Consider the following 20914-nt stretch of genomic DNA (forward strand, 5'->3'; position numbering starts at 1 on the left):
TTGATAGCGGCGCGTTAGCCGCCGAGCGTTTGCCAGGTTGCGACCTGGCTGGCTGGCCACGGTGTGGCGGTATGCACACCACGGGCGATCGCCCGAGCGAGGGTATCTGCCGCCAGCGCGCCGATTTGCAGTACCGCCAGTTCACGGCTGCCCTGAACCTCGCGCAGCCCGGTGGACAGGGCGAACACCACGTCGCCGTCAAACGGGCTGTGCAGTGGGCGAATAGCGCGCGCCATACCGTCTTGCGCCATGATGGCCACCCGTTTCAACTCCACTCGCGTCAGCGCCAGGTCGGTGGCGATGCAGGCCAGGGTGGTGTTCTTTCTGCCGCCCTGCGGCTCTTGCACCATCCAGTCTTCACCCTGCGCATGCAGTTGCGCCAGCGCCGCCGCGCCGCCGTTGCCAAATTCACCGTTAATTTCATAAGGCGTCGCCCAGAAGGCGCGGGTGCCGGGTGCGACCACCGCACCCAAACTGTTGACCGCCACCAGGGCGCCGACGGTAGCGCCATTGGCGGCAATGATAGATGCCGAGCCGAGGCCGCCTTTCAGCTTACCCATGCCGGTCATGGCGCCGTAGCCGGCGCCGACGGTGCCCAGCGGAAAATCCAGGCCGGCTTTGCCGACCGCCTCGATGCCCAACTGGCGATACGGCGGCGTGAGCTGCCAGTTTTTGTCGCCGCCGTTGGCCAGATCGTACAGGCAGGCGGTGGGCACGATAGGGGAGACCGGCACGCCGGGTGCCGGGCGCAGCGCGTAGCCTCGGCCCTGTTGCCCCAGCCAGGCCGCGACGCCATCCGCCGCCGCCAGGCCGTAAACCGAGCCGCCGCTGAACGTCAGCGCATCGACGGTCTGTACCAAATTGTCCTCACCCAGCGCGTCGGTTTCCCGTGTGGCGGGGCCGCCGCCGCGCACGTCCACGGCAGCAATCGCCGGGCTGTCCGGCAGGATAACCGTCGCGCCGGTGCGCACCCGGCTGTCCTGCGCCACGCCGACCTTCAGGCCCGGCACATCGGTAATCAGGTTGCGAGCGCCTGGGCGCCCGGCGGCGGGAGTTGGCATAGCGGCACCTAATGGGGTGAGAGGAGAGAATATGCCGACGGCGGCGGTCAGGCCGGCCAGCGCTTGTAAAAAGGTTCGGCGGTTGATATGCAGGGGCCGGCACAGCGGCCCCTGCGGGTGGGGAATATTACGCATCGCCGTACGGCTGCCCGGAGCGCAAACGCGCCATATGGTAGGCGTCGACCAGCACGCCGTCGCGCATGGCATAGGCGCGGCTGGTGCCCTCTATCTCGAAACCGAATTTGCGGTATAGCGCGATGGCCGCCGGGTTGTCGGTGAACACCGTCAGTTCGATGCGCTCAATGGCCGCCCAGTTGTCACACAGGTCGATCATCGCCTGCATCAGGCGGCTGCCGACGCCTTTGCCGTGGTAGCGCGGATCGACGCCGATGCCGAAGGTGGCGACGTGGCGGCGGCGAACGCGCTGATTCAGCATCACAACCAACTGGCCGGCAAGCTGCTCGTCGATGATGGCCGCCAGGTTATGCGTGCCCGGTTCGGGATTGGCGAGGCGCTTCTGCCAGGACTCGACGGACGGTAGCGGGAGCTGCAGCGTATCGCGATAGACGGGCGTCTGCGAATAAAGATGATGCAGGGCTTGCGCATCCGTTGTTTCCACGTGGCGTATCACGATCTCGCTCATGTCGCTGCTCCTTTTGCTTACCGGTTGAATAACCTCTGAATTTATCCGTTTACTGCCTTGAGTCAATATTATTTGAACGGGTCAAAAAAAAACGCTTTACAGGTGCGAATGATAATGATTATTATTGCGATGCGTTCCGGGGAGGGCATCAACCCTTGATACTCTCGCTGCGAAGGCACGACATTGCTCACATTGCTTCCAGTGTTTACTTAGCCAGCTCGGGTGCTGGCTTTTTTTTTGCCGTTTTTCAGCCGTTTCCGCCTTCAACAAATCCGCTGCCCATCCGCTGTTTCATTCCATCGAAATTTTTGAACAGAGGCATGAGTTTTTTACGCTTTCTTATTCTGCTGGCAGGAATAGACTGTAAAAAAACATTGAGGAGAGTTGAATATGATTTATGTACGTAAAGCGGAAGACCGCGGCCACGCCAATCATGGCTGGCTGGATAGCTGGCACACCTTCTCATTTGCCGATTACTACGATCCGAACTTTATGGGGTTCTCGGCGCTGCGGGTGATCAACGAAGATGTGATCGACGCAGGGCAGGGTTTCGGTACCCACCCGCATAAAGACATGGAAATCCTGACCTATGTGCTGAGCGGCACGGTGGAACATCAGGACAGCATGGGCAACAAGGAGCAGATCCAGGCCGGCGAATTCCAGATCATGAGTGCGGGCACCGGAGTGCGTCACTCTGAGTACAATGCCAATCAGGAGCGTCCGTTGCACCTGTACCAGATTTGGATCATCCCGGATCAGGTCGGGCTTGAGCCACGCTACGAGCAGCGCATGTTCGACGCGCCGCAGGGCCGTCAGCTGGTGCTGTCGCCGGATGCGCGTGACGGCTCGCTGAAGGTGTTCCAGGATATGACGCTGTCGCGTTGGGCGCTGAATAAAGGCGAGCAGGGGGAATGCCCGATCGCCGCCGGCCGTCGCGTTTGGATCCAGGTGGTGCGCGGTAAGGTCTCGGTCAACGGCCAGACCGCCGGCATCAGCGACGCGTTCGCGGTGTGGGATGAATCTGCGCTGACGATTCAGGCCGACGAAGAGAGCGAAATCCTGCTGTTCGATCTGCCGCCGGTGTGATTAAGCGGTAAATATCAAGGGCTCACGGTGTGAGCCCTTGAGGTTAACGACAAGCCTGATGACGCTGCCTGACTTAACGCCGGCAAAACATATAAAAACAAGGAAAATCAATTTATTGATTTTCGGCTGACAATCACAAAGGGGAAAAACCACGCTTTTTCCCCTTTGTCTGCGTATGAAGGGCTCACGGTGTGAGCCCTTTTTGCGTTGGCCGTCGCATAACCGACAATATCGGCCCGCCGTTTTTTTTGCTAAAATGACTGCCCATTCACGGTTAGTCAGTTCATTGATAATGAAGAAAAAACGGCCGGTACTCCAGGATGTGGCGGACAAGGTGGGCGTGACCAAGATGACGGTGAGCCGTTATCTGCGCAATCCCGACCAGGTTTCCGCCGCCCTGCAGCAAAAAATCGCCGTCGCGCTGGATGAGCTGGGCTACATCCCCAACCGCGCGCCGGACATCCTCTCCAACGCCACCAGCCGGGCGATTGGCGTGCTGTTGCCGTCGTTGACCAACCAGGTGTTCGCCGAAGTGCTGCGCGGCATCGAAAGCGTGACCGACGCGCACAACTACCAGACCATGCTGGCGCACTATGGCTACCTGCCGGAGCGTGAAGAAGAGCGTCTGACCTCGCTGCTGTCTTACAATATCGACGGCCTGATCCTGTCTGAGCGCCATCACACGCCGCGCACCCTGAAAATGATCGAGGTGGCGGGCATTCCGGTGGTAGAGCTGATGGACTGCGTCTCGCCGTGCATCGATCTGGCGGTGGGCTTCAACAACTTCGAGGCGGCGCGCCAGATGACCCAGCAGATCATCGCGCACGGCCACCGTCACGTGGTCTATTTCGGCGCCCGCCAGGATGAACGTACCCTCATCAAGCAGCAGGGGTATGAGCAGGCGATGCGTGAATCCGGTCTGGAGCCGCACAGCATCATGACCGCGCGATCTTCCTCCTATTCCGCCGGCGGTGAACTGCTGCGCGTGGCGCAGCGCGACTATCCGCAGATCGACAGTATCTTCTGCACCAACGATGACCTGGCGATCGGCGCGGCCTTCGAGTGCCAGCGGCAGGGGCTGTCGATCCCGCAGGATATGGCGATCGCCGGCTTCCACGGCCATGACATCGGCCAGGTGATGGTGCCGAAGCTGGCCAGCGTGCTGACGCCGCGTGAACGCATGGGGCAGATCGGCGCCGAGCGCTTGCTGGCCCGGCTGCGCGGCGAAACGGTGTGCCCGCGCATGGTGGACGTCGGTTTCACCGTGATCCCCGGCGGCAGTATCTGAGCCATTTTAACGTTCTGTTTTAACACCCTTTCTTTTTGCAGCGCGCCCTGAGGCGCGCGGGTTATCCCGCCTGTAAGCCCTCTGCTCGTTGCTGACATAAGTTTGATCTCTGTCCCAGAACGCGAATTTTAGCCGCTTACCCGGTTCCGGCGCTCATGTTGTTACCGGTATCATGATACCGGTAACAACGAGTGTGCGGTCATCTTGCTGCAAGACTGAACCTCTGATTCAACAACACCTACAGCTCTTCTTAAACACCGGGAAAGAGCCTAAAAATAAAACAACCGCACGCTTTACGCCTATCGTAAAGAGAGTCGCGATAAAAGGTTGGAGAAAAACTATGCCATTAGTGATTGTTGCAGGCGGCGTAGCGCTGCTGCTGCTGCTGATGATCCGCTTCAAGCTGAACGGCTTTATCTCTCTGGTGCTGGTTGCCCTGGCGGTCGGGATTGCGCAGGGTATGCCGGTCGATAAGGTCATCGGCTCCATCAAGGCCGGCGTGGGCGGCACGCTGGGCAGCCTGGCGCTGATCATGGGCTTCGGCGCCATGCTCGGCAAGCTGCTGGCGGACTGCGGCGGCGCGCAGCGCATCGCCACCACGCTGATCGACAAGTTCGGTAGAAAACACATTCAATGGGCGGTGGTGCTGACCGGTTTCACCGTCGGCTTCGCGCTGTTCTACGAAGTGGGCTTCGTGCTGTTGCTGCCGCTGGTGTTCACCATCGCCGCCTCCGCACGCATTCCGCTGCTGTACGTCGGCGTGCCGATGGCCGCCGCGCTGTCGGTGACCCACGGCTTCCTGCCACCGCACCCAGGCCCGACCGCCATCGCCACCATCTTCCATGCCGATATGGGTAAAACCCTGTTGTACGGCACGCTGCTGGCGATCCCGACGGTGATCCTGGCCGGCCCGGTCTATGCCCGTTTCCTGAAAGGCATCGACAAGCCGGTGCCGGAAGGCCTGTACAACCCGAAAACCTTTACCGACGCGGAGATGCCGAGCTTTGGCGTCAGCGTTGCCACGTCGCTGGTGCCGGTGATCCTGATGGCGCTGCGCGCGGTGGCTGAAATGGTGTTGCCGAAGGGCCACAGCCTGCTGCGCTTCGCCGAGTTCTTCGGCGACCCGGTGATGGCGACCCTGATCGCCGTGCTGATTGCCATCTTCACCTTTGGCCTGAACCGCGGCCGCACCATGGATGAAGTGATGGGCACCATCACCGACTCGATTAAAATCATCGCCATGATGCTGTTGATCATCGGCGGCGGCGGCGCCTTCAAGCAGGTGCTGGTGGACAGCGGCGTCGAGCAGTACATCGCCGGCCTGATGGAAGGCAGCAACGTTTCGCCGATTCTGATGGCCTGGTCAATCGCCGCCGCGCTGCGTCTGGCGCTGGGGTCCGCCACCGTGGCGGCAATCACCGCCGGCGGCATCGTCGCGCCGCTGATCGCCACCACCGGCGTCAGCCCTGAGCTGATGGTGATTGCGGTCGGTTCCGGCAGCGTTATCTTCTCGCACGTTAACGATCCGGGCTTCTGGCTGTTCAAGGAGTACTTCAACCTGAGCATCATGGAAACCATCAAATCCTGGTCGGTGCTGGAAACCATCATCTCGGTGTGCGGCCTGGTGGGCTGCCTGCTGCTGGCGACGGTCGTATAATCTTTATCCGACGCCCTGCGGGGCGTCGGCGTTCCAGAGTATCTTTATCAGTTGGGACGCATTTGGCGCTCGCGCCAGTTCCCATAAGGGCATGACACAATGAGCAATCCGCAGAATCACGTATTTATCCTGATGGGCGTATCCGGCAGCGGCAAATCCGCCGTGGCCAGCGCCGTCGCCCACGAGGCCGAGGCCGCCATGCTGGACGGCGATTACCTGCATCCGCGCGCCAACATCAACAAAATGGCTGCCGGGCATGCGCTGGACGACAACGATCGCGCCCCGTGGCTGGCGGCCTTGAACGACGCCATCTTCGCCATGCAACGCACCAATCCCGTGTCGCTGCTGGTCTGCTCGGCGCTGAAAAAAAGCTATCGCGACCGCCTGCGCGAAGGAAATAGCAACCTGCATTTCCTCTACCTGAAAGGCGACAAGACGGTGATCGAGGAACGCCTGAAGCAGCGGAAAGGTCACTTCTTCAAACCGCAGATGCTGGTTTCGCAATTCGCCACGTTGGAAGAGCCGGGCGAGCAAGAGCCGGACGTGCAAGCGATCGACATCAACCAGCCGCTGGACGGCGTGGTCGCCGATACGCTCGCCTATATTCGCCGCGTGACCGCCCGCTAAGCGCGGGCCGTTGTCGGCGCCGCCAGGCGCCTACAGCTTCATGTAAGCCCGCACGCCATCCAGGAACATCTGGGTCGACAGCATCACCAGAATCAGCCCCATCAACCGTTCCAGCGCGCTGACGCCTTTGCTGCCCAGCAGGCGCAGGAACAGGTTCGACATCAGCAAAATGGCCGCAGAGAGGCCCCAGGCGATCAACAGCGCCGCCACCAGATGGGGGAGCTGATGCGGATACTGGTGCGACAGCAGCATCAGCGCCGCCAGAATCGACGGCCCGGCCACCAGCGGGATCGCCAGCGGTACCAGGAATGGCTCCTCGCCGGCGGACAGCCCGGAGCTGTTCCCCTCCTGCGTGGGGAAAATCATCTTGATGGCGATCAGAAACAGAATGATGCCGCCGGAAATGGAGACGGTTTCGGTACGCAGGTTGAGGAACGCCAGAATTTTCTCGCCGGCGAACAGGAAGATCAGCATCAGCAGCAGGGCGATCAGCAGCTCGCGGATCAGCACCACCCGGCGGCGGCGCGGCTCCAGATGCTTGAGCACCGACATGAAAATCGGCAGATTGCCCAGCGGATCCATAATTAAAAACAGCAATACCGTAGCGGAAATCATCTCTGTCATGGTGACCTCGTGATCGGGAAAACGCCTCGGCCTTTCCGGCCGCGTCCTTGCCTATAAGAAGGATTGCTGAGAAATCCTCAGCCATCGAATAAATTCACTTTGCGCCCGCGCCGACATTTTGTAAGGTGAGGAGATATTGCACACAACTCGTTATCACCTACATAAGCCCTTATCCGGGCGGGACACAGATATTATGAAAAACGTTGGTTTCATCGGTTGGCGCGGAATGGTCGGCTCGGTTCTCATGCAACGCATGACGGAAGAGCGCGATTTCGACGCCATTCGCCCGGTCTTTTTCTCCACCTCGCAGCACGGTTCCGCCGCGCCGGCCTTCGGCGGCCAGCAAGGCACGCTGCAGGATGCGTATGACATCGACGCACTGAGCGCGCTCGATATCATTATTACCTGTCAGGGCGGCGATTATACCAACGAAGTGTATCCTAAGCTGCGCGCGAGCGGTTGGCAGGGTTACTGGATCGACGCGGCCTCGTCGCTGCGCATGCAGGACGACGCCATCATCATCCTGGATCCGGTCAACCACGCGGTGATTCAGCAGGGCCTGGACAAGGGCATCAAAACCTTCGTTGGCGGCAACTGCACCGTCAGCCTGATGCTGATGTCGCTCGGCGGCCTGTTCGCCAACGATCTGGTGGAATGGGCGTCGGTCGCCACCTACCAGGCGGCCTCCGGCGGCGGCGCGCGCCACATGCGCGAACTGCTGACTCAAATGGGCATGCTGCATGCCGACGTGGCGAAAGAGCTGCAGGACCCGGCTTCCGCCATTCTGGATATCGAGCGCAAGGTTACTGAAGCCACCCGCAGCGGCAAACTGCCGACCGATAACTTCGGCGTGCCGCTGGCCGGCAGCCTGATCCCGTGGATCGACAAGCAGCTCGACAACGGCCAGAGCCGTGAAGAGTGGAAAGGTCAGGCGGAAACCAACAAGATTCTGAATACCGGCAGCGTGATCCCGGTCGATGGCCTGTGCGTGCGCGTCGGCGCGCTGCGCTGCCACAGCCAGGCGTTCACCCTGAAGCTGAAAAAAGACGTGTCGCTACCGGACATCGAGCAGATGCTGGCGACGCACAACGACTGGGTGCGCGTGATCCCGAACGACCGCGAGCTGACCATGCGCGAACTGACGCCGGCGGCGGTGACCGGTACGCTGAATACGCCGGTTGGCCGTCTGCGCAAGCTGAACATGGGGCCGGAGTACCTGTCGGCGTTCACCGTGGGCGACCAGCTGCTGTGGGGCGCGGCCGAGCCGCTGCGCCGCATGCTGCGCATCCTGTTGTAAACCCGTACTTCCTGGGGGCTGGCTGATTTCAGCCCCCTAAAGCCTTATTTTCCGCCTTTTTGTTCGCCGCGCACCGCGTCGGGCAACGTCACCGCAAGCCTCGTTTCACTGGGCTCCACCCCGCATATCGCCTCGTCGGCCGCCGCATTCAGACGCCGCCGGGCTGGCAGTTTTCTTAATGAAGAATTTTCCTGAGCAATGCTGAGCAGTTTTTAACAGACATTGGCTATGCTTAACGCATGGGTGGACAATTTTTCACCATGACTGAAATATTTCAAAAAATAAGCATAAAGAGCGAAATTCAGGTCGGCAGAGTAAAGATTGGTCAATAACCGACCGCAATCACGCTTTAGAGTCCGAATGCATTGCATGATGACCAAAACGGCCAAGGAATAACCAACAAGCCGTGCTTAGATCATGCTGTTAATCTAAGGAAGAAGACTATGCCTGTACTTCCCGATCGTGACGTGATTGATCAGATCATCTCCGGCCATTACGCCGATCCCTTTGCTCTGCTTGGTATGCATGCGACCGATAACGGCCTGCAGGTGCGTGCGCTGTTGCCGGACGCCGGCGCAGTCTGGCTGGTAGAACAGCAAACCGGCCGGCGGCTGGTTCAGCTGAACTGCGACGATCCGCGCGGTTTCTTCAGCGCCGTGGTGCCGCGGCGAAAAAATCCTTTCCGCTATCAGCTGCAGGTCAGCTGGCGCGATCATCAACAGATCGTTGACGATCCCTACCGGTTTGGCCCGCTGCTGCAGGATATCGACAGCTGGCTGCTGGCCGAGGGCACGCACCTGCGCCCCTATGAACGCCTGGGTGCCCACCTCGCCACGCTGGATGACGTCGACGGCGTCAGTTTTGCCGTCTGGGCGCCCAATGCCCAGCGCGTCTCGGTGGTGGGGGAGTTCAACTTCTGGGACGGCCGCCGCCATCCGATGCGTCTGCGGCGTGAAAACGGCATCTGGGAGCTGTTCCTGCCCGGTGTGCGGGCCGGCCAGCTGTATAAATATGAAATCGTCGATTGCTACGGTAATACCCAGCTGAAAGCCGATCCTTACGCCTTCGAGGCGCAGATGCGCCCGGACACCGCCTCGCTGGTGGCGCCGCTGCCTGAGAGAGTGCCGTCGACGCAGGCGCGCTGCCGTGCCAACGATTTTGACCAGCCGATCGCCATCTACGAGGTGCATCTCGGCTCGTGGCGTCGCCACACCGACAACCACTTCTGGCTCAGCTACGGCGAGCTGGCGGTGCAGCTTATCGACTATGTGAAGGACATGGGATTCACCCATATCGAGCTGCTGCCGATCAACGAGCACCCGTTCGACGGCAGTTGGGGCTATCAGCCGCTGGGGCTGTATGCGCCGACCCGGCGCTTCGGCACGCCGGCCGATTTCAGGGCGTTCGTGGCGGCGGCGCATGAGGCGGGCATCAACGTGATCCTCGACTGGGTGCCGGGGCACTTCCCGAGCGACGCCTACGGCCTGGCGAATTTCGACGGCACCGCGCTGTACGAATACGCCGATCCGCGCGAGGGCTATCATCAGGACTGGAATACGCTGATCTACAACTATGGCCGTCACGAGGTGCGCAACTACCTGGCGGGCAACGCGCTGTATTGGCTGGAGCGTTTCGGTATCGATGCGCTGCGGGTCGATGCGGTGGCGTCGATGATCTATCGCGACTACAGCCGCGCCGACGGCGAGTGGGTGCCGAATTACTACGGCGGCAACGAGAACCTGGAGGCGATCGCCTTCCTGCGTTATACCAACCAGACTATTGGCCAGGCGCAGCCGGGCGCGGTGACGCTGGCGGAAGAGTCCACCGACTATCCCGGCGTCACCCTGCCGCCGGACGCCAACGGTCTTGGGTTCCACTACAAATGGAACCTCGGCTGGATGCACGACACGCTCAATTACATGAAGTGCGATCCGGTGCACCGCAAGTATCACCACAACCAGATGACCTTCGGCATGCTGTATGCCTATACCGAGAACTTCGTGTTGCCTATCTCGCACGATGAAGTGGTGCACGGCAAAAAATCGGTCCTCGACCGCATGCCAGGCGACGCCTGGCAAAAGTTCGCCAACCTGCGCGCCTATTACGGGTTTATGTGGGCGCATCCAGGCAAAAAGCTGCTGTTTATGGGCTGCGAGTTCGCGCAGGGGCGCGAGTGGAATTTCGATACCAGCCTCGATTGGCATTTGCTGGAAGGGCTGGATAACTGGCACAACGGCGTGCAGCGGCTGGTGCGCGATCTGAACCATTGCTACCGGCAGCAGGCGCCGCTGTACGAGCGGGACTATCGCCCGGATGGCTTCGAGTGGCTGGTGGTCGACGATCACGACAACTCGGTGTTCGCTTTCGCGCGCTATGATTCGCAGGGCAATGAGCTGATCGCCATCAGCAACTTTACCCCGGTGCCGCGCTACCGCTACCGCATCGGCCTCTCGCGCGCCGGCGACTACCGCGAGATCCTCAATACCGATTCGCACCACTATCACGGCAGCAACGCCGGCAATCAGGGGCAGGTCTCTTCCGAAGCGGTCGGCAGCCACGGCCGCGACTTTTCCATCTGCGTGACGCTGCCGCCGCTGGCGACCATTTATTTGCTGCGGGAGGCGTCATGACGGAGCTGACAGCCGGCCTCGCCGCGCCGCTGGGCGCGCATTACGACGGCGAAGGCATCAACTTTACCCTGTACTCGGCGCACGCCGAGCGGGTGGAGCTGTGTCTGTTCGACGGCCAGCAGCGTGAGGTGCGCCTGCCGCTGCCGGCGCGCAGCGGCGATATCTGGCATGGCTATTTGCCGGGCGGCAAGCCGGGACAACGTTACGGTTACCGGGTCTATGGCCCGTTCGACCCGGCGAACGGGCAGCGTTTCAACCCCAACAAGCTGGCGCTCGATCCGGCCGCGCGCGCGGTGGAAGGGCCGGTGGGGGACCACCCGCATCTGCACGGCGGTTACGAGCAGCCGGACCCGCACGACAGCGCCGAGCTGATGCCGAAATGTGTGGTGGTGGACGAACGGTACGACTGGCAGGACGATCGCCCGCCTGCCACGCCCTGGGGGCAGACGGTGATTTACGAAGCGCACGTGCGCGGCCTGACGCTGCTGCACCCGAAGATCCCGCCGGCGCTGCGCGGCAGCTTCGCCGCATTGGGGCACCCGGCGATGATCGCCCACTTCAAACGCCTCGGCATCACCGCGCTGGAACTGCTGCCGGTGCAGCAACATACCTCCGAACCGCGCCTGCAGCGGCTGGGGCTGATCAACTACTGGGGCTATAACGTGCTGGCGCCCTATGCGCCGGACAACCGCTACGCCAGCCTGAGCACCGAGGGCACGCCGCTGAACGAATTTCGCGATGCGGTCAAGGCGCTGCACCAAGCCGGCATCGAGGTGATCCTCGACGTGGTGTTTAACCACAGCGCCGAGCTGGACAGGGACGGACCGATGCTGTCGCTGAGCGGCATCGATAACCTGAGCTACTACTGGCTGACGCCCGAAGGGGACTACGTCAACGACACCGGCTGCGGCAATACCCTGCGATTGGATCAGCCGCAGGGCGTGGCTTGGGTGATGGATTGCCTGCGTTTTTGGGTGCGGGAGTGCCACGTCGACGGCTTCCGTTTCGATCTGGGCAGCGTGCTCGGCCGCACGCCGGGGTTCGATCGTGATGCGCCGCTGTTCCAGGCGATGCTGGCGGACGATGTGCTGTCGCGCTGCAAGCTGATCGCCGAACCCTGGGACGTTGGCCCCGGCGGCTATCAGGTGGGGGCGTTCCCCGGCCGCTTCGCCGAATGGAACGACCATTATCGCGACGACATGCGCCGTTTCTGGCTGCAGAGCGGCGTGTCGCTCGGCCAGTTCGCCCGGCGTTTTGCCGCCTCCAGCGATGTGTACAACCAGCGCGGGCGGGCGCCTTACGCCACCGTCAACATGCTGACTGCTCATGACGGTTTTACCCTGCAGGACGTGGTCAGCTTCAACGAGAAACACAATCAGCCGAACGGCGAAGGCAACCGCGACGGCAGCGATCGCAATTTCAGCAACAACCACGGCGTGGAAGGCCTGGTCGCCGACGACGCCATTGTGCAACGCCGCAGGGCCAGCCAGCGGGCGATGCTCGCTACGCTGTTGCTGTCCCAGGGAACGCCGATGCTGCTGGCCGGCGATGAACAGGGACACAGCCAGCAGGGGAACAACAACGCCTATTGTCAGGACAACGCCACCACCTGGCTCGACTGGGCCACGGCGGACGACGCGCTGACCGATTACGTCGCGGCGCTGATCGCGCTGCGCCGCCAGATCCCCGCATTGCAACAGGACCGCTGGTGGCAGCAGGACGACGGCAGCGTGCAGTGGCTGAACGCGCAAGGGCAGGCGCTCGACGCGCAGCAGTGGGAACAGGGCGAGCTGCGCATGCAGATCCTGCTGTCGCAGCGCTGGCTGCTGCTGGTCAACGCCACGCCGCAAGCGGTGGAGATGAGGTTGCCGGAAGGCGATTGGCAGGTTGTCGCCCCGTTCACTCAGGAAGACTCACGGGCGGTATTGCCCGCCTGGCACCAGGCCGCGCGCTCGCTTTGCGTACTGGTACGGAAATAATAAAAGGAGTCCGCTATGGTTAGGTTTGAAAATAAAGACCCCCTGATGTTGGCGCGCCAGCTGCCGATTAAATCCGTAGCGCTGATCCTGGCCGGCGGCCGCGGCTCGCGCCTGAAAGATTTGACCTCCACCCGCGCCAAGCCCGCCGTCCACTTTGGCGGCAAGTTCCGCATCATCGATTTCGCCCTGTCGAACTGCCTGAACTCCGGCATCCGCCGCATCGGCGTGATCACCCAATACCAGTCGCACACGCTGGTGCAGCACATCCAGCGCGGCTGGTCGTTTCTCAACGAGGAAATGAACGAGTTCGTCGACCTGCTGCCGGCCCAGCAGCGACTCAGCACCGAACATTGGTACAAAGGCACCGCCGATGCGGTGTACCAGAACCTGGACATCATCCGCCGCTATGAGGCCGAATACGTGGTGATCCTGGCGGGTGACCATATCTACAAGATGGATTACTCGCGCATGCTGATCGACCACGTCGAGAAGGGCGCTCAGTGCACCGTGGCCTGCCTGCCGGTACCGCGCAGCGAGGCCGGTGAATTCGGCGTGATGAAGGTGGATGAAAGCGACCGCATCATCGAGTTCCTGGAGAAACCCGCCGATCCGCCGGCGATGCCGGGCAACCCGGATATGTCGCTGGCCAGCATGGGCATCTATATTTTCAATGCCGCCTACCTGTTCCAGCTATTGGAAGAGGATATGTCGACCCCTGGCTCCAGCCACGACTTCGGCAAGGATCTGATCCCGAAAATCACCGCGCAGCAGGCGGCGTGGGCGCATCCGTTTACCTTATCCTGCGTGACGTCCAACCCCGATCTGCCGCCGTACTGGCGCGACGTGGGCACGCTGGACGCCTACTGGCGCGCCAACCTCGATCTGGCGTCGGTAACGCCGGAGCTGGACATGTACGACCGCGCCTGGCCGATCCGCACCCACATGGAGCCGCTGCCGCCGGCCAAGTTCGTGCAGGATCGCTCCGGCAGCCACGGCATGACCATGAACTCGCTGGTGTCCGGCGGCTGTATCGTCTCGGGCTCGGTGGTGGTGCATTCGGTGCTGTTCCCGCGCGTGCGAGTGAACTCGTTTTGCACCATCGACTCTACCGTATTGTTGCCGGACGTGAACGTCGGCCGTTCCTGCCGCCTGCGGCGCTGCATCATCGACCGCGCCTGCCACATTCCGGAGGGCATGGTGATCGGGGAAAACGCCGATGAGGACAGCAAGCGTTTTTATCGCTCGGAAGGCGGCATCGTGCTGGTGACGCGCGAAATGTTGTCAAAATTGTGAGTTAACGTGGGCGGCAGAACGATAGCCTGCCGCCTGATGAACGGTTCGATGGCTTGCGCAACGCGGCAAACATAACAGCGGCAAGCCTGCTTTATTTCTTATCCAGAGGCCTTCGGCCGACTTTCAGGAGTGATAATGCAGGTCTTACACGTATGTTCTGAAATGTTCCCCCTGCTGAAAACGGGCGGACTCGCAGACGTGGTTGGCGCACTGCCGGCGGCGCAAATCGCCGAAGGCGCCGATGTTCGGGTGCTCTTACCCGCCTTCCCTGACGTACGCAACGGCATTCCGGACACCGTGCTGGTGGCGGAAATCGATTCGTTCGCCGGCCGGGTGGGCCTGCGTTACGGCACCTATCATGGCGTGGGCATTTACCTGATCGATGCGCCCTGGCTGTATGACCGGCCGGGCAGCCCGTACCACGACCAATCCATGTACGCCTACCCCGACAATCACCGACGCTTTGCGCTGTTGGGCTGGATGGCCTGCGAGCTGGCCAAGGGGCTGGATCGCTACTGGCGCCCGCAGCTGGTGCACGCCCACGACTGGCACGCCGGCCTGAGCTGCGCCTATCTGGCCGCCAACGGCCACCCGGCGCGTTCGGTGTTCACCGTACACAACCTGGCCTATCAGGGGCTGTTCTCCGGCCATCACGTGACCGAGCTGTGGCTGCCGGCGTCGTTTTACGATGTCTACGGCCTGGAGTTCTACGGCCAGATGTCGTTCCTCAAGGCCGGGCTGTTTTATGCCGACCATGTGACCGCCGTCAGCCCGACCTATGCGCGCGAGATCACCCGGCCGGAGTTCGGCTACGGCATGGAGGGGCTGCTGCAGGAACGGCAGCGGCAGGGGAGGCTGAGCGGCATCCTCAACGGGGTGGACGACAAGATTTGGGATCCGGCCCACGACCCGCGGCTGAGTACCCGCTACGACGCCGACGATCTGAAAAGCAAGGTCAAAAATAAGCTGCATTTGCAAAAGGCCATGGGGCTGAAGGTGGACGAATCGCTGCCGGTGTTCGCGGTGGTGAGCCGGTTGACTAGCCAAAAAGGCCTGGACCTGGTGCTGCAGGCGTTGCCTGAACTGCTGGCGCAGGGCGGGCAGCTGGCGCTGCTGGGCGCCGGCGACGCGGTGCTGCAACAGGCGTTTCTGGCCGCCGCAGCCGATTATCCCGAACAGGTTGGGGTGCAGATCGGTTACCACGAATCCTTCTCCCACCGCATCATCGGCGGCGCCGACGTGATTCTGGTGCCGAGCCGCTTCGAGCCCTGCGGCCTGACGCAGCTCTACGGCCTGAAGTACGGCACGCTGCCGCTGGTGCGCCGCACCGGCGGGCTGGCGGACACGGTGGTGGACTGCGCGCTGGAGAACCTGGCCGACGGCACCGCCAGCGGATTCGTGTTCGACGATTGCGACGCCGTTGCGCTGGGCAACGCCATCCGCCGCGCCATGGTGCTGTGGAGCCGGCCGAAACACTGGCGCCACGTTCAGCGTCACGCCATGAGCGTGGACTTTGGCTGGCCGGTGGCGGCGAAAGAGTATCTGTCGCTTTATCAACGTTTGTAGCCCGCGTTTCGCGTCTCGGGTTGACGCACGGCGGGCAGCCGTAAGGGTAGATTGTCGGGGCGCGGCGTACCGCGTCCATGTTCAGCGGAGCCCGCTATTCCGCGGCGAATGGCGGGGCTCCCTACAAGGGATTAAAAAGCCATGACTTCACCGTTTAGTTACACCTCACCTACGGTCAGTGTGGAAGCGCTGAAACACTCCATCGCCTATAAGCTGATGTTTATCGTCGGCAAGGATCCGGCCATCGCCAACCGGCACGATTGGCTGAACGCCGTGCTGTTCGCGGTGCGCGATCGCATGGTGGAGCGCTGGCTGCGCTCCAACCGCGCCCAGCTGTCGCAGGACGTGCGGCAGGTGTATTACCTGTCGATGGAGTTCCTGATCGGCCGCACCCTGTCGAACGCGCTGCTGTCGATGGGCATCTATCAGGATATCGACAACGCGCTCAACGAGATGGGGCTGAACCTGGCGGAGCTGCTGGAGGAGGAGAACGACCCCGGCCTCGGCAACGGCGGTCTGGGCCGGCTGGCGGCCTGCTTCCTCGACTCGCTGGCCACGCTGGCGCTGCCGGGGCGCGGCTACGGTATTCGCTATGAATACGGCATGTTCAAGCAGAACATCGTCAACGGCCAACAGATGGAGTCGCCGGACTACTGGCTGGAGTATGGCAATCCGTGGGAGTTTCCGCGCCATAACACCCGCTACAAGGTGCGCTTCGGCGGCCGCGTGCAGCAGGAGGGTGCCAAGGCGCGCTGGCTGGAGACCGAGGAGGTCGTGGCCATCGCTTACGATCAGGTGATCCCCGGCTTCGACACCGACGCCACCAACACCCTGCGGTTGTGGAGTGCGCAGGCCAGTAATGAGATCAACCTCGGTAAGTTCAACCAGGGCGATTACTTCGCCGCGGTGGAGGATAAAAACCACTCGGAGAACGTGTCGCGCGTGTTGTATCCGGACGACTCGACCTCCTCCGGGCGCGAGCTGCGGCTGCGGCAGGAGTATTTCCTGGTGTCGGCCACGGTGCAGGACATCCTCAACCGCCATTGGCTGATGCACAAAACCTTCGACAACCTGGCGGACAAGATCGCCATTCACCTCAATGACACTCACCCGGTGCTGTCGATTCCCGAACTGATGCACCGGCTGATCGACGAGCACAAATTCAAGTGGCTCGATGCCTGGGAAGTGGTGGAGCAGGTGTTCTCTTACACCAACCACACGCTGATGAGCGAGGCGCTGGAAACCTGGCCGCTGGACATGATAGGCCGCATCTTGCCGCGCCATTTGCAGCTGATTTTCGAAATCAACGATCACTTCCTCAAGATGGTGCAGGAAGTGGCGCCGGGCGACAACGACCTGCTGGCGCGGGTCTCGATTATCGACGAAACCAACGGCCGCCGGGTGCGCATGGCGTGGCTGGCGGTGGTGGCCAGCCACAAGGTCAACGGCGTTTCCGCCCTGCATTCCGAACTGATGGTGCAGTCGCTGTTTGCCGACTTCGCCCGGCTGTTCCCCAATCGTTTTTGCAACAAAACCAATGGAGTGACGCCGCGTCGTTGGTTGGCGTTGGCCAACCCGCCGCTGGCGGCGGTGCTGGACGACTGCATCGGCCAAACCTGGCGCACCGATCTCAGCCAGCTGAGCGAGATCCAGGCCAATATCGATTACCCGAGCTTCCTGCAGGCGGTACAGCGCGCCAAGCGGCAGAACAAGGAGCGGCTGGCGTTGTACATCGCTAAAACGCTCAACGTGGTGGTCAACCCGGACGCGTTGTTCGACGTGCAGATCAAGCGCATCCACGAGTACAAACGGCAGCTGCTCAACGTGCTGCACGTCATCACGCTGTATAACCGTTTGCTGGACGATCCGGAGATCGAGCGCGTGCCGCGGGTGGTGATCTTCGCCGGCAAGGCGGCCTCGGCCTACTATGCCGCCAAGCAGATCATTCGCTTGATCAACGACGTGGCCAAAGTGATCAACAATGATCCGCGTGTGCATACCCAGCTGAAGGTGGTGTTCATTCCGAACTACGGCGTCAGCCTGGCGCAGATCATTATCCCGGCGGCGGATCTGTCGGAGCAGATCTCGCTGGCGGGCACCGAGGCCTCGGGCACCAGCAATATGAAGTTCGCGCTGAACGGCGCGCTGACCATCGGCACGCTGGACGGCGCCAACGTCGAGATGCGCGAGCACGTGGGGGAGGAGAACATCTTTATCTTCGGCAATACCGCCGAGCAGGTCGAGGAGCTGCGCCGCAACGGTTATAACCCGCGCCAGTACTATGAGCAAGACCCAGAGTTGCATCAGGCGCTGACGCAGATCGCCACCGGCGTGTTCAGCCCGGAAGAGCCGAAACGCTATGGCAATTTGTTCGACTCGCTGGTCAACCTCGGCGACCACTATCAGCTGTTGGCGGATTACCGCAGCTATGTGGACACGCAGGATAAGGTGGACGAGGTCTATCTCAATCAGGACGAATGGACGCGGCGCGCGGTGCTGAATATCGCCAACATGGGCTACTTCTCATCCGATCGCACCATTCAGGAATACGCGGATGAAATCTGGCACATTAAGCCGGTGAAGCTGTAAACGTGCGGGGAAAAGCAAAGAAAAGGGCCGGATAACCGGCCCTTTTTCGTTACGCTGCGGCTCAGGAAGCCAGAGACAGCGCTTTCGTTTTCGCGTGTTCTGCCAGCCAGGCTTTCACTCGCGCCTGCTGCGCTTCGTCCAGCCACATACCCAGCTTGGTGCGGCGCCAGATGGCGTCGGCCAGCTCTACGACCCACTCTTTCTCGGTCAGGTAGCGCAGCTCGGCTTCATACAGACCGTGGCCGAAATCTTCGCCCAGATCGGCGAGGCCGTTGGCGCCGGCCAGGATCAGCTCGCTCTGGCTGCCGTAGGTGCGGGCATAGCGGCGCGCCAGGGCTTCCGGCAGCCAGCCGTGCGCACGGCGCAGTTTGGCCGCGTAGCTGTCGCGGTCGCCTTCGATGTCACCGCCCGGCAGCGTGGCGTTTTTGGTCCACGCCGGGCCGCAGCCTGGGTAGTAGTGGGCCAGTTTTTCCATCGCATGCTCGGCCAGCTTGCGGTAGGTGGTCAGCTTGCCGCCGAAGACCGACAGCAGCGGCGCCTTGCCTTGTTCGTCGTGCACGTCCAGCGTGTAATCGCGGGTGATCGCCTGCGGTGAATCGGATTCGTCGTCGCACAGCGGACGCACGCCGGAGTAAGTCCAGACGATGTCGTCGCGGCCCAGCTGCTTCTTGAAGTGATCGTTGTACACTTTCAGCAGATAAGCGATTTCGTTCTCGTCGATCTTCACGTCCTTCGGATCGCCTTTGTACTCCACGTCGGTGGTACCGATGATGGAGAACTCGTCATTCCACGGGATCACGAACACGATGCGGTGGTCTTCGTTCTGCAGAATGTAAGACTGCGGCTGATCGTGCACGCGCGGCACCACAATGTGGCTGCCTTTAATCAGACGGATGCCGTAAGGCGATTTCAGCTTCAGGCCGTCGTCGAAGAAGTTTTTCACCCACGGGCCGGTGGCGTTCACCAGGCCTTTGGCGCGCCAGGTGAAGGTTTTGCCGCTGTCGATATCGACCGCTTCCACCATCCACAGGCCGTTTTCACGCCATGCGCGGGTCACTTTGGTGCGGGTGCGCACTTCGCCGCCGCGTTTTTCCACTTCCTGCGCGTTCAGCACGACCAGGCGAGCATCGTCAACCCAGCAGTCGGAATATTCGAAACCGCGCTTCAGTTCTGGCTTAAGCACCGACTCTGGTCCAAAGCGCAAACCCTTGCTGCCCGGCAGGCTGGTGCGTTTGCCCAGGTGATCGTACAGGAACAGGCCGATACGGATCATCCAGGCCGGACGCAGGTGCGGCTGGTGCGGCAGGCGGAAACGCATCGGGAACGCGATGTGTGGCGCCAGCTTCAGCAGCACTTCACGCTCGGCCAGCGCTTCGCTCACCAGACGAAATTCGTAGTGTTCCAGGTAGCGCAGGCCACCGTGGATCAGTTTGGAACTGGCGGAAGACGTAGCACAGGCCAAGTCTTGCGCTTCCAGTAGCAGTACCGACAGCCCGCGCCCGGCAGCATCCGCCGCGATGCCGGCACCGTTGATGCCGCCACCGATAACGATCAAGTCTTTGGTTTCCACGTCATCTTCCTCCAGATGTTCGAAATAGCTCTTTCATGTTCGTTTTCGCTCATGATTGTAATCAAAAACCAACAGGCAAGCCAAGACTTAACCAAACAAAAACATTTAGGCGTGATAGAGGTAACAGTTTGGTGATGATAGTCACATAAATGATATGGATATGGCGCGAGCGCGCAAACGGCTGTCGATAAGGGGGGCACGGGCAGGAAACGGGGCGGCGGCGCGCCCCGCAGGTTAACAGCGGATCAGCACAGTTCCAGCTGCACGTCGTACTGTTCGATGATTTTCATCACGCTCGGCGGCGGTAACTGATCGGTAAACAGGTAGTCGATCAGATTCATGTTGCCCAGGTTGACCATGGCGTTGCGGCCGAATTTGGAGTGGTCGGTCACCAGCATCACACAGCGGGAATTTTCGATAATCGCGCGTTTGGTGCGCACTTCGTGATAGTCGAATTCGAGCAGCGAGCCGTCCATATCGATGCCGCTGATGCCGAGAATGCCGTAATCGAGACGGAATTGAGAGATGAAGTCCAGGGTGGCTTCGCCCATGATGCCGCCGTCGCGGGTGCGCACTTCGCCGCCGGCCAGGATCAGGCGGAAGTCTTCCTTGGCGGTCAGCAGGGTGGCGACGTTGAGGTTGTTGGTGACCACGCGCAGGTTCTTGTGGTTCATCAGCGCATGGGCCACCGCTTCCGGCGTGGTGCCAATATCGATGAACAGCGTGGCGCCGTCCGGGATCTGGCTGGCGACGCGCTGCGCGATGCGGGCTTTCTCTTCCGACCACATTACCTTGCGATCGTTATAGGCAGCGTTGACCGAGCTGGAAGGCAGCGCCGCGCCGCCGTGGTGACGCTGGATCTTGTTCTGGTCGGCCAGGTCATTCAAATCGCGGCGAATCGTTTGCGGGCTGACGTCAAAATGTTCGACCAGCTCTTCCGTGCTGACGTAACCCTGCAGGCGCACCAGTTCGATAATTGCGTCATGACGCTGTGTTTGCTTCAC

At 61.4% G+C, this 20914-nt stretch carries 15 protein-coding genes; 10 read left to right on the forward strand and 5 right to left on the reverse strand.

Translation table 11 applies throughout. From position 1 onward, the window contains the following. Nucleotides 1-14 precede the first annotated feature (14 nt). Nucleotides 15-1196: a P1 family peptidase gene (locus FHU12_RS23460; protein WP_141972089.1), complete on the reverse strand. Its 1182-nt coding sequence runs from the start codon at nucleotides 1194-1196 to the stop codon at nucleotides 15-17. Continuing rightward, nucleotides 1189-1704: a GNAT family N-acetyltransferase gene (locus FHU12_RS23465; protein WP_141972091.1), complete on the reverse strand. Its 516-nt coding sequence runs from the start codon at nucleotides 1702-1704 to the stop codon at nucleotides 1189-1191. The genes FHU12_RS23460 and FHU12_RS23465 overlap by 8 nt, the downstream gene beginning before the upstream one ends. 390 nt (nucleotides 1705-2094) lie before the next feature. Here FHU12_RS23465 and FHU12_RS23470 point away from each other — a divergent pair, with 390 nt between their 5' ends. The 4 genes from FHU12_RS23470 to gntK all read left to right on the forward strand — a co-directional run bounded on the left by FHU12_RS23470 (nucleotide 2095) and on the right by gntK (nucleotide 6362). After that, a complete protein-coding gene (locus tag FHU12_RS23470; protein WP_141972093.1) occupies nucleotides 2095-2790 on the forward strand; it encodes a pirin family protein in 696 nt (231 codons plus the stop codon). A 292-nt stretch (nucleotides 2791-3082) separates the two neighbouring features. Further along, complete coding sequence (gene gntR / locus FHU12_RS23475; RefSeq protein WP_089197530.1) at nucleotides 3083-4078, forward strand: gluconate operon transcriptional repressor GntR; 996 nt, start codon at nucleotides 3083-3085, stop codon at nucleotides 4076-4078. Nucleotides 4079-4418: 340 nt separating this feature from the next. Next, complete coding sequence (gene gntT / locus FHU12_RS23480) at nucleotides 4419-5735, forward strand: gluconate transporter (RefSeq protein WP_016930400.1); 1317 nt, start codon at nucleotides 4419-4421, stop codon at nucleotides 5733-5735. Nucleotides 5736-5834: 99 nt separating this feature from the next. Continuing rightward, nucleotides 5835-6362 carry a gluconokinase gene (gene gntK / locus FHU12_RS23485; protein WP_141972095.1) on the forward strand — a complete coding sequence of 176 codons (528 nt, stop codon included), beginning with the start codon at nucleotides 5835-5837 and terminating at the stop codon, nucleotides 6360-6362. Nucleotides 6363-6392: 30 nt separating this feature from the next. On the opposite strand, the gene FHU12_RS23490 is transcribed toward gntK, so the two are convergent. Continuing rightward, nucleotides 6393-6986 carry a YhgN family NAAT transporter gene (locus FHU12_RS23490; protein WP_004930825.1) on the reverse strand — a complete coding sequence of 198 codons (594 nt, stop codon included), beginning with the start codon at nucleotides 6984-6986 and terminating at the stop codon, nucleotides 6393-6395. A gap of 193 nt (nucleotides 6987-7179) precedes the next feature. Between FHU12_RS23490 and asd the strand changes: the two genes are divergently transcribed. From asd to glgP, 6 genes are all read left to right on the forward strand, one after another. Continuing rightward, the gene (gene asd / locus FHU12_RS23495) at nucleotides 7180-8283 is read left to right on the forward strand and encodes an aspartate-semialdehyde dehydrogenase (protein ID WP_049205578.1); all 1104 of its coding nucleotides are present in this window, start codon (nucleotides 7180-7182) and stop codon (nucleotides 8281-8283) included. A gap of 443 nt (nucleotides 8284-8726) precedes the next feature. Beyond that, nucleotides 8727-10913 carry a 1,4-alpha-glucan branching protein GlgB gene (gene glgB / locus FHU12_RS23500; protein ID WP_141972097.1) on the forward strand — a complete coding sequence of 729 codons (2187 nt, stop codon included), beginning with the start codon at nucleotides 8727-8729 and terminating at the stop codon, nucleotides 10911-10913. Further along, entirely contained in the window at nucleotides 10910-12892 is a 1983-nt protein-coding gene (glgX, locus tag FHU12_RS23505; protein WP_141972099.1) for a glycogen debranching protein GlgX, read from the forward strand. Before glgB ends, glgX begins: the two co-directional genes overlap by 4 nt. A gap of 15 nt (nucleotides 12893-12907) precedes the next feature. Then, a complete protein-coding gene (glgC, locus tag FHU12_RS23510; RefSeq protein WP_004930810.1) occupies nucleotides 12908-14185 on the forward strand; it encodes a glucose-1-phosphate adenylyltransferase in 1278 nt (425 codons plus the stop codon). Between the two features lie 135 nt (nucleotides 14186-14320). Then, entirely contained in the window at nucleotides 14321-15751 is a 1431-nt protein-coding gene (glgA, locus tag FHU12_RS23515; RefSeq protein ID WP_141972101.1) for a glycogen synthase GlgA, read from the forward strand. 141 nt (nucleotides 15752-15892) lie between these two features. Continuing rightward, on the forward strand, nucleotides 15893-18340 hold the full coding sequence (gene glgP, locus FHU12_RS23520) for a glycogen phosphorylase (protein ID WP_141972103.1): 2448 nt from the start codon (nucleotides 15893-15895) through the stop codon (nucleotides 18338-18340). Between the two features lie 61 nt (nucleotides 18341-18401). On the opposite strand, the gene glpD is transcribed toward glgP, so the two are convergent. After that, nucleotides 18402-19910, reverse strand: a complete 1509-nt coding sequence (gene glpD / locus FHU12_RS23525) for a glycerol-3-phosphate dehydrogenase (RefSeq protein ID WP_141972105.1) — start codon at nucleotides 19908-19910, stop codon at nucleotides 18402-18404. A 245-nt stretch (nucleotides 19911-20155) separates the two neighbouring features. Further along, nucleotides 20156-20914 (reverse strand): DeoR/GlpR family transcriptional regulator, encoded by a 759-nt coding sequence (locus tag FHU12_RS23530; protein WP_004930797.1) that lies wholly within the window; start codon nucleotides 20912-20914, stop codon nucleotides 20156-20158.

This window comes from Serratia marcescens, assembly GCF_006715005.1.
GTDB classification, from domain to species: domain Bacteria; phylum Pseudomonadota; class Gammaproteobacteria; order Enterobacterales; family Enterobacteriaceae; genus Serratia; species Serratia montpellierensis.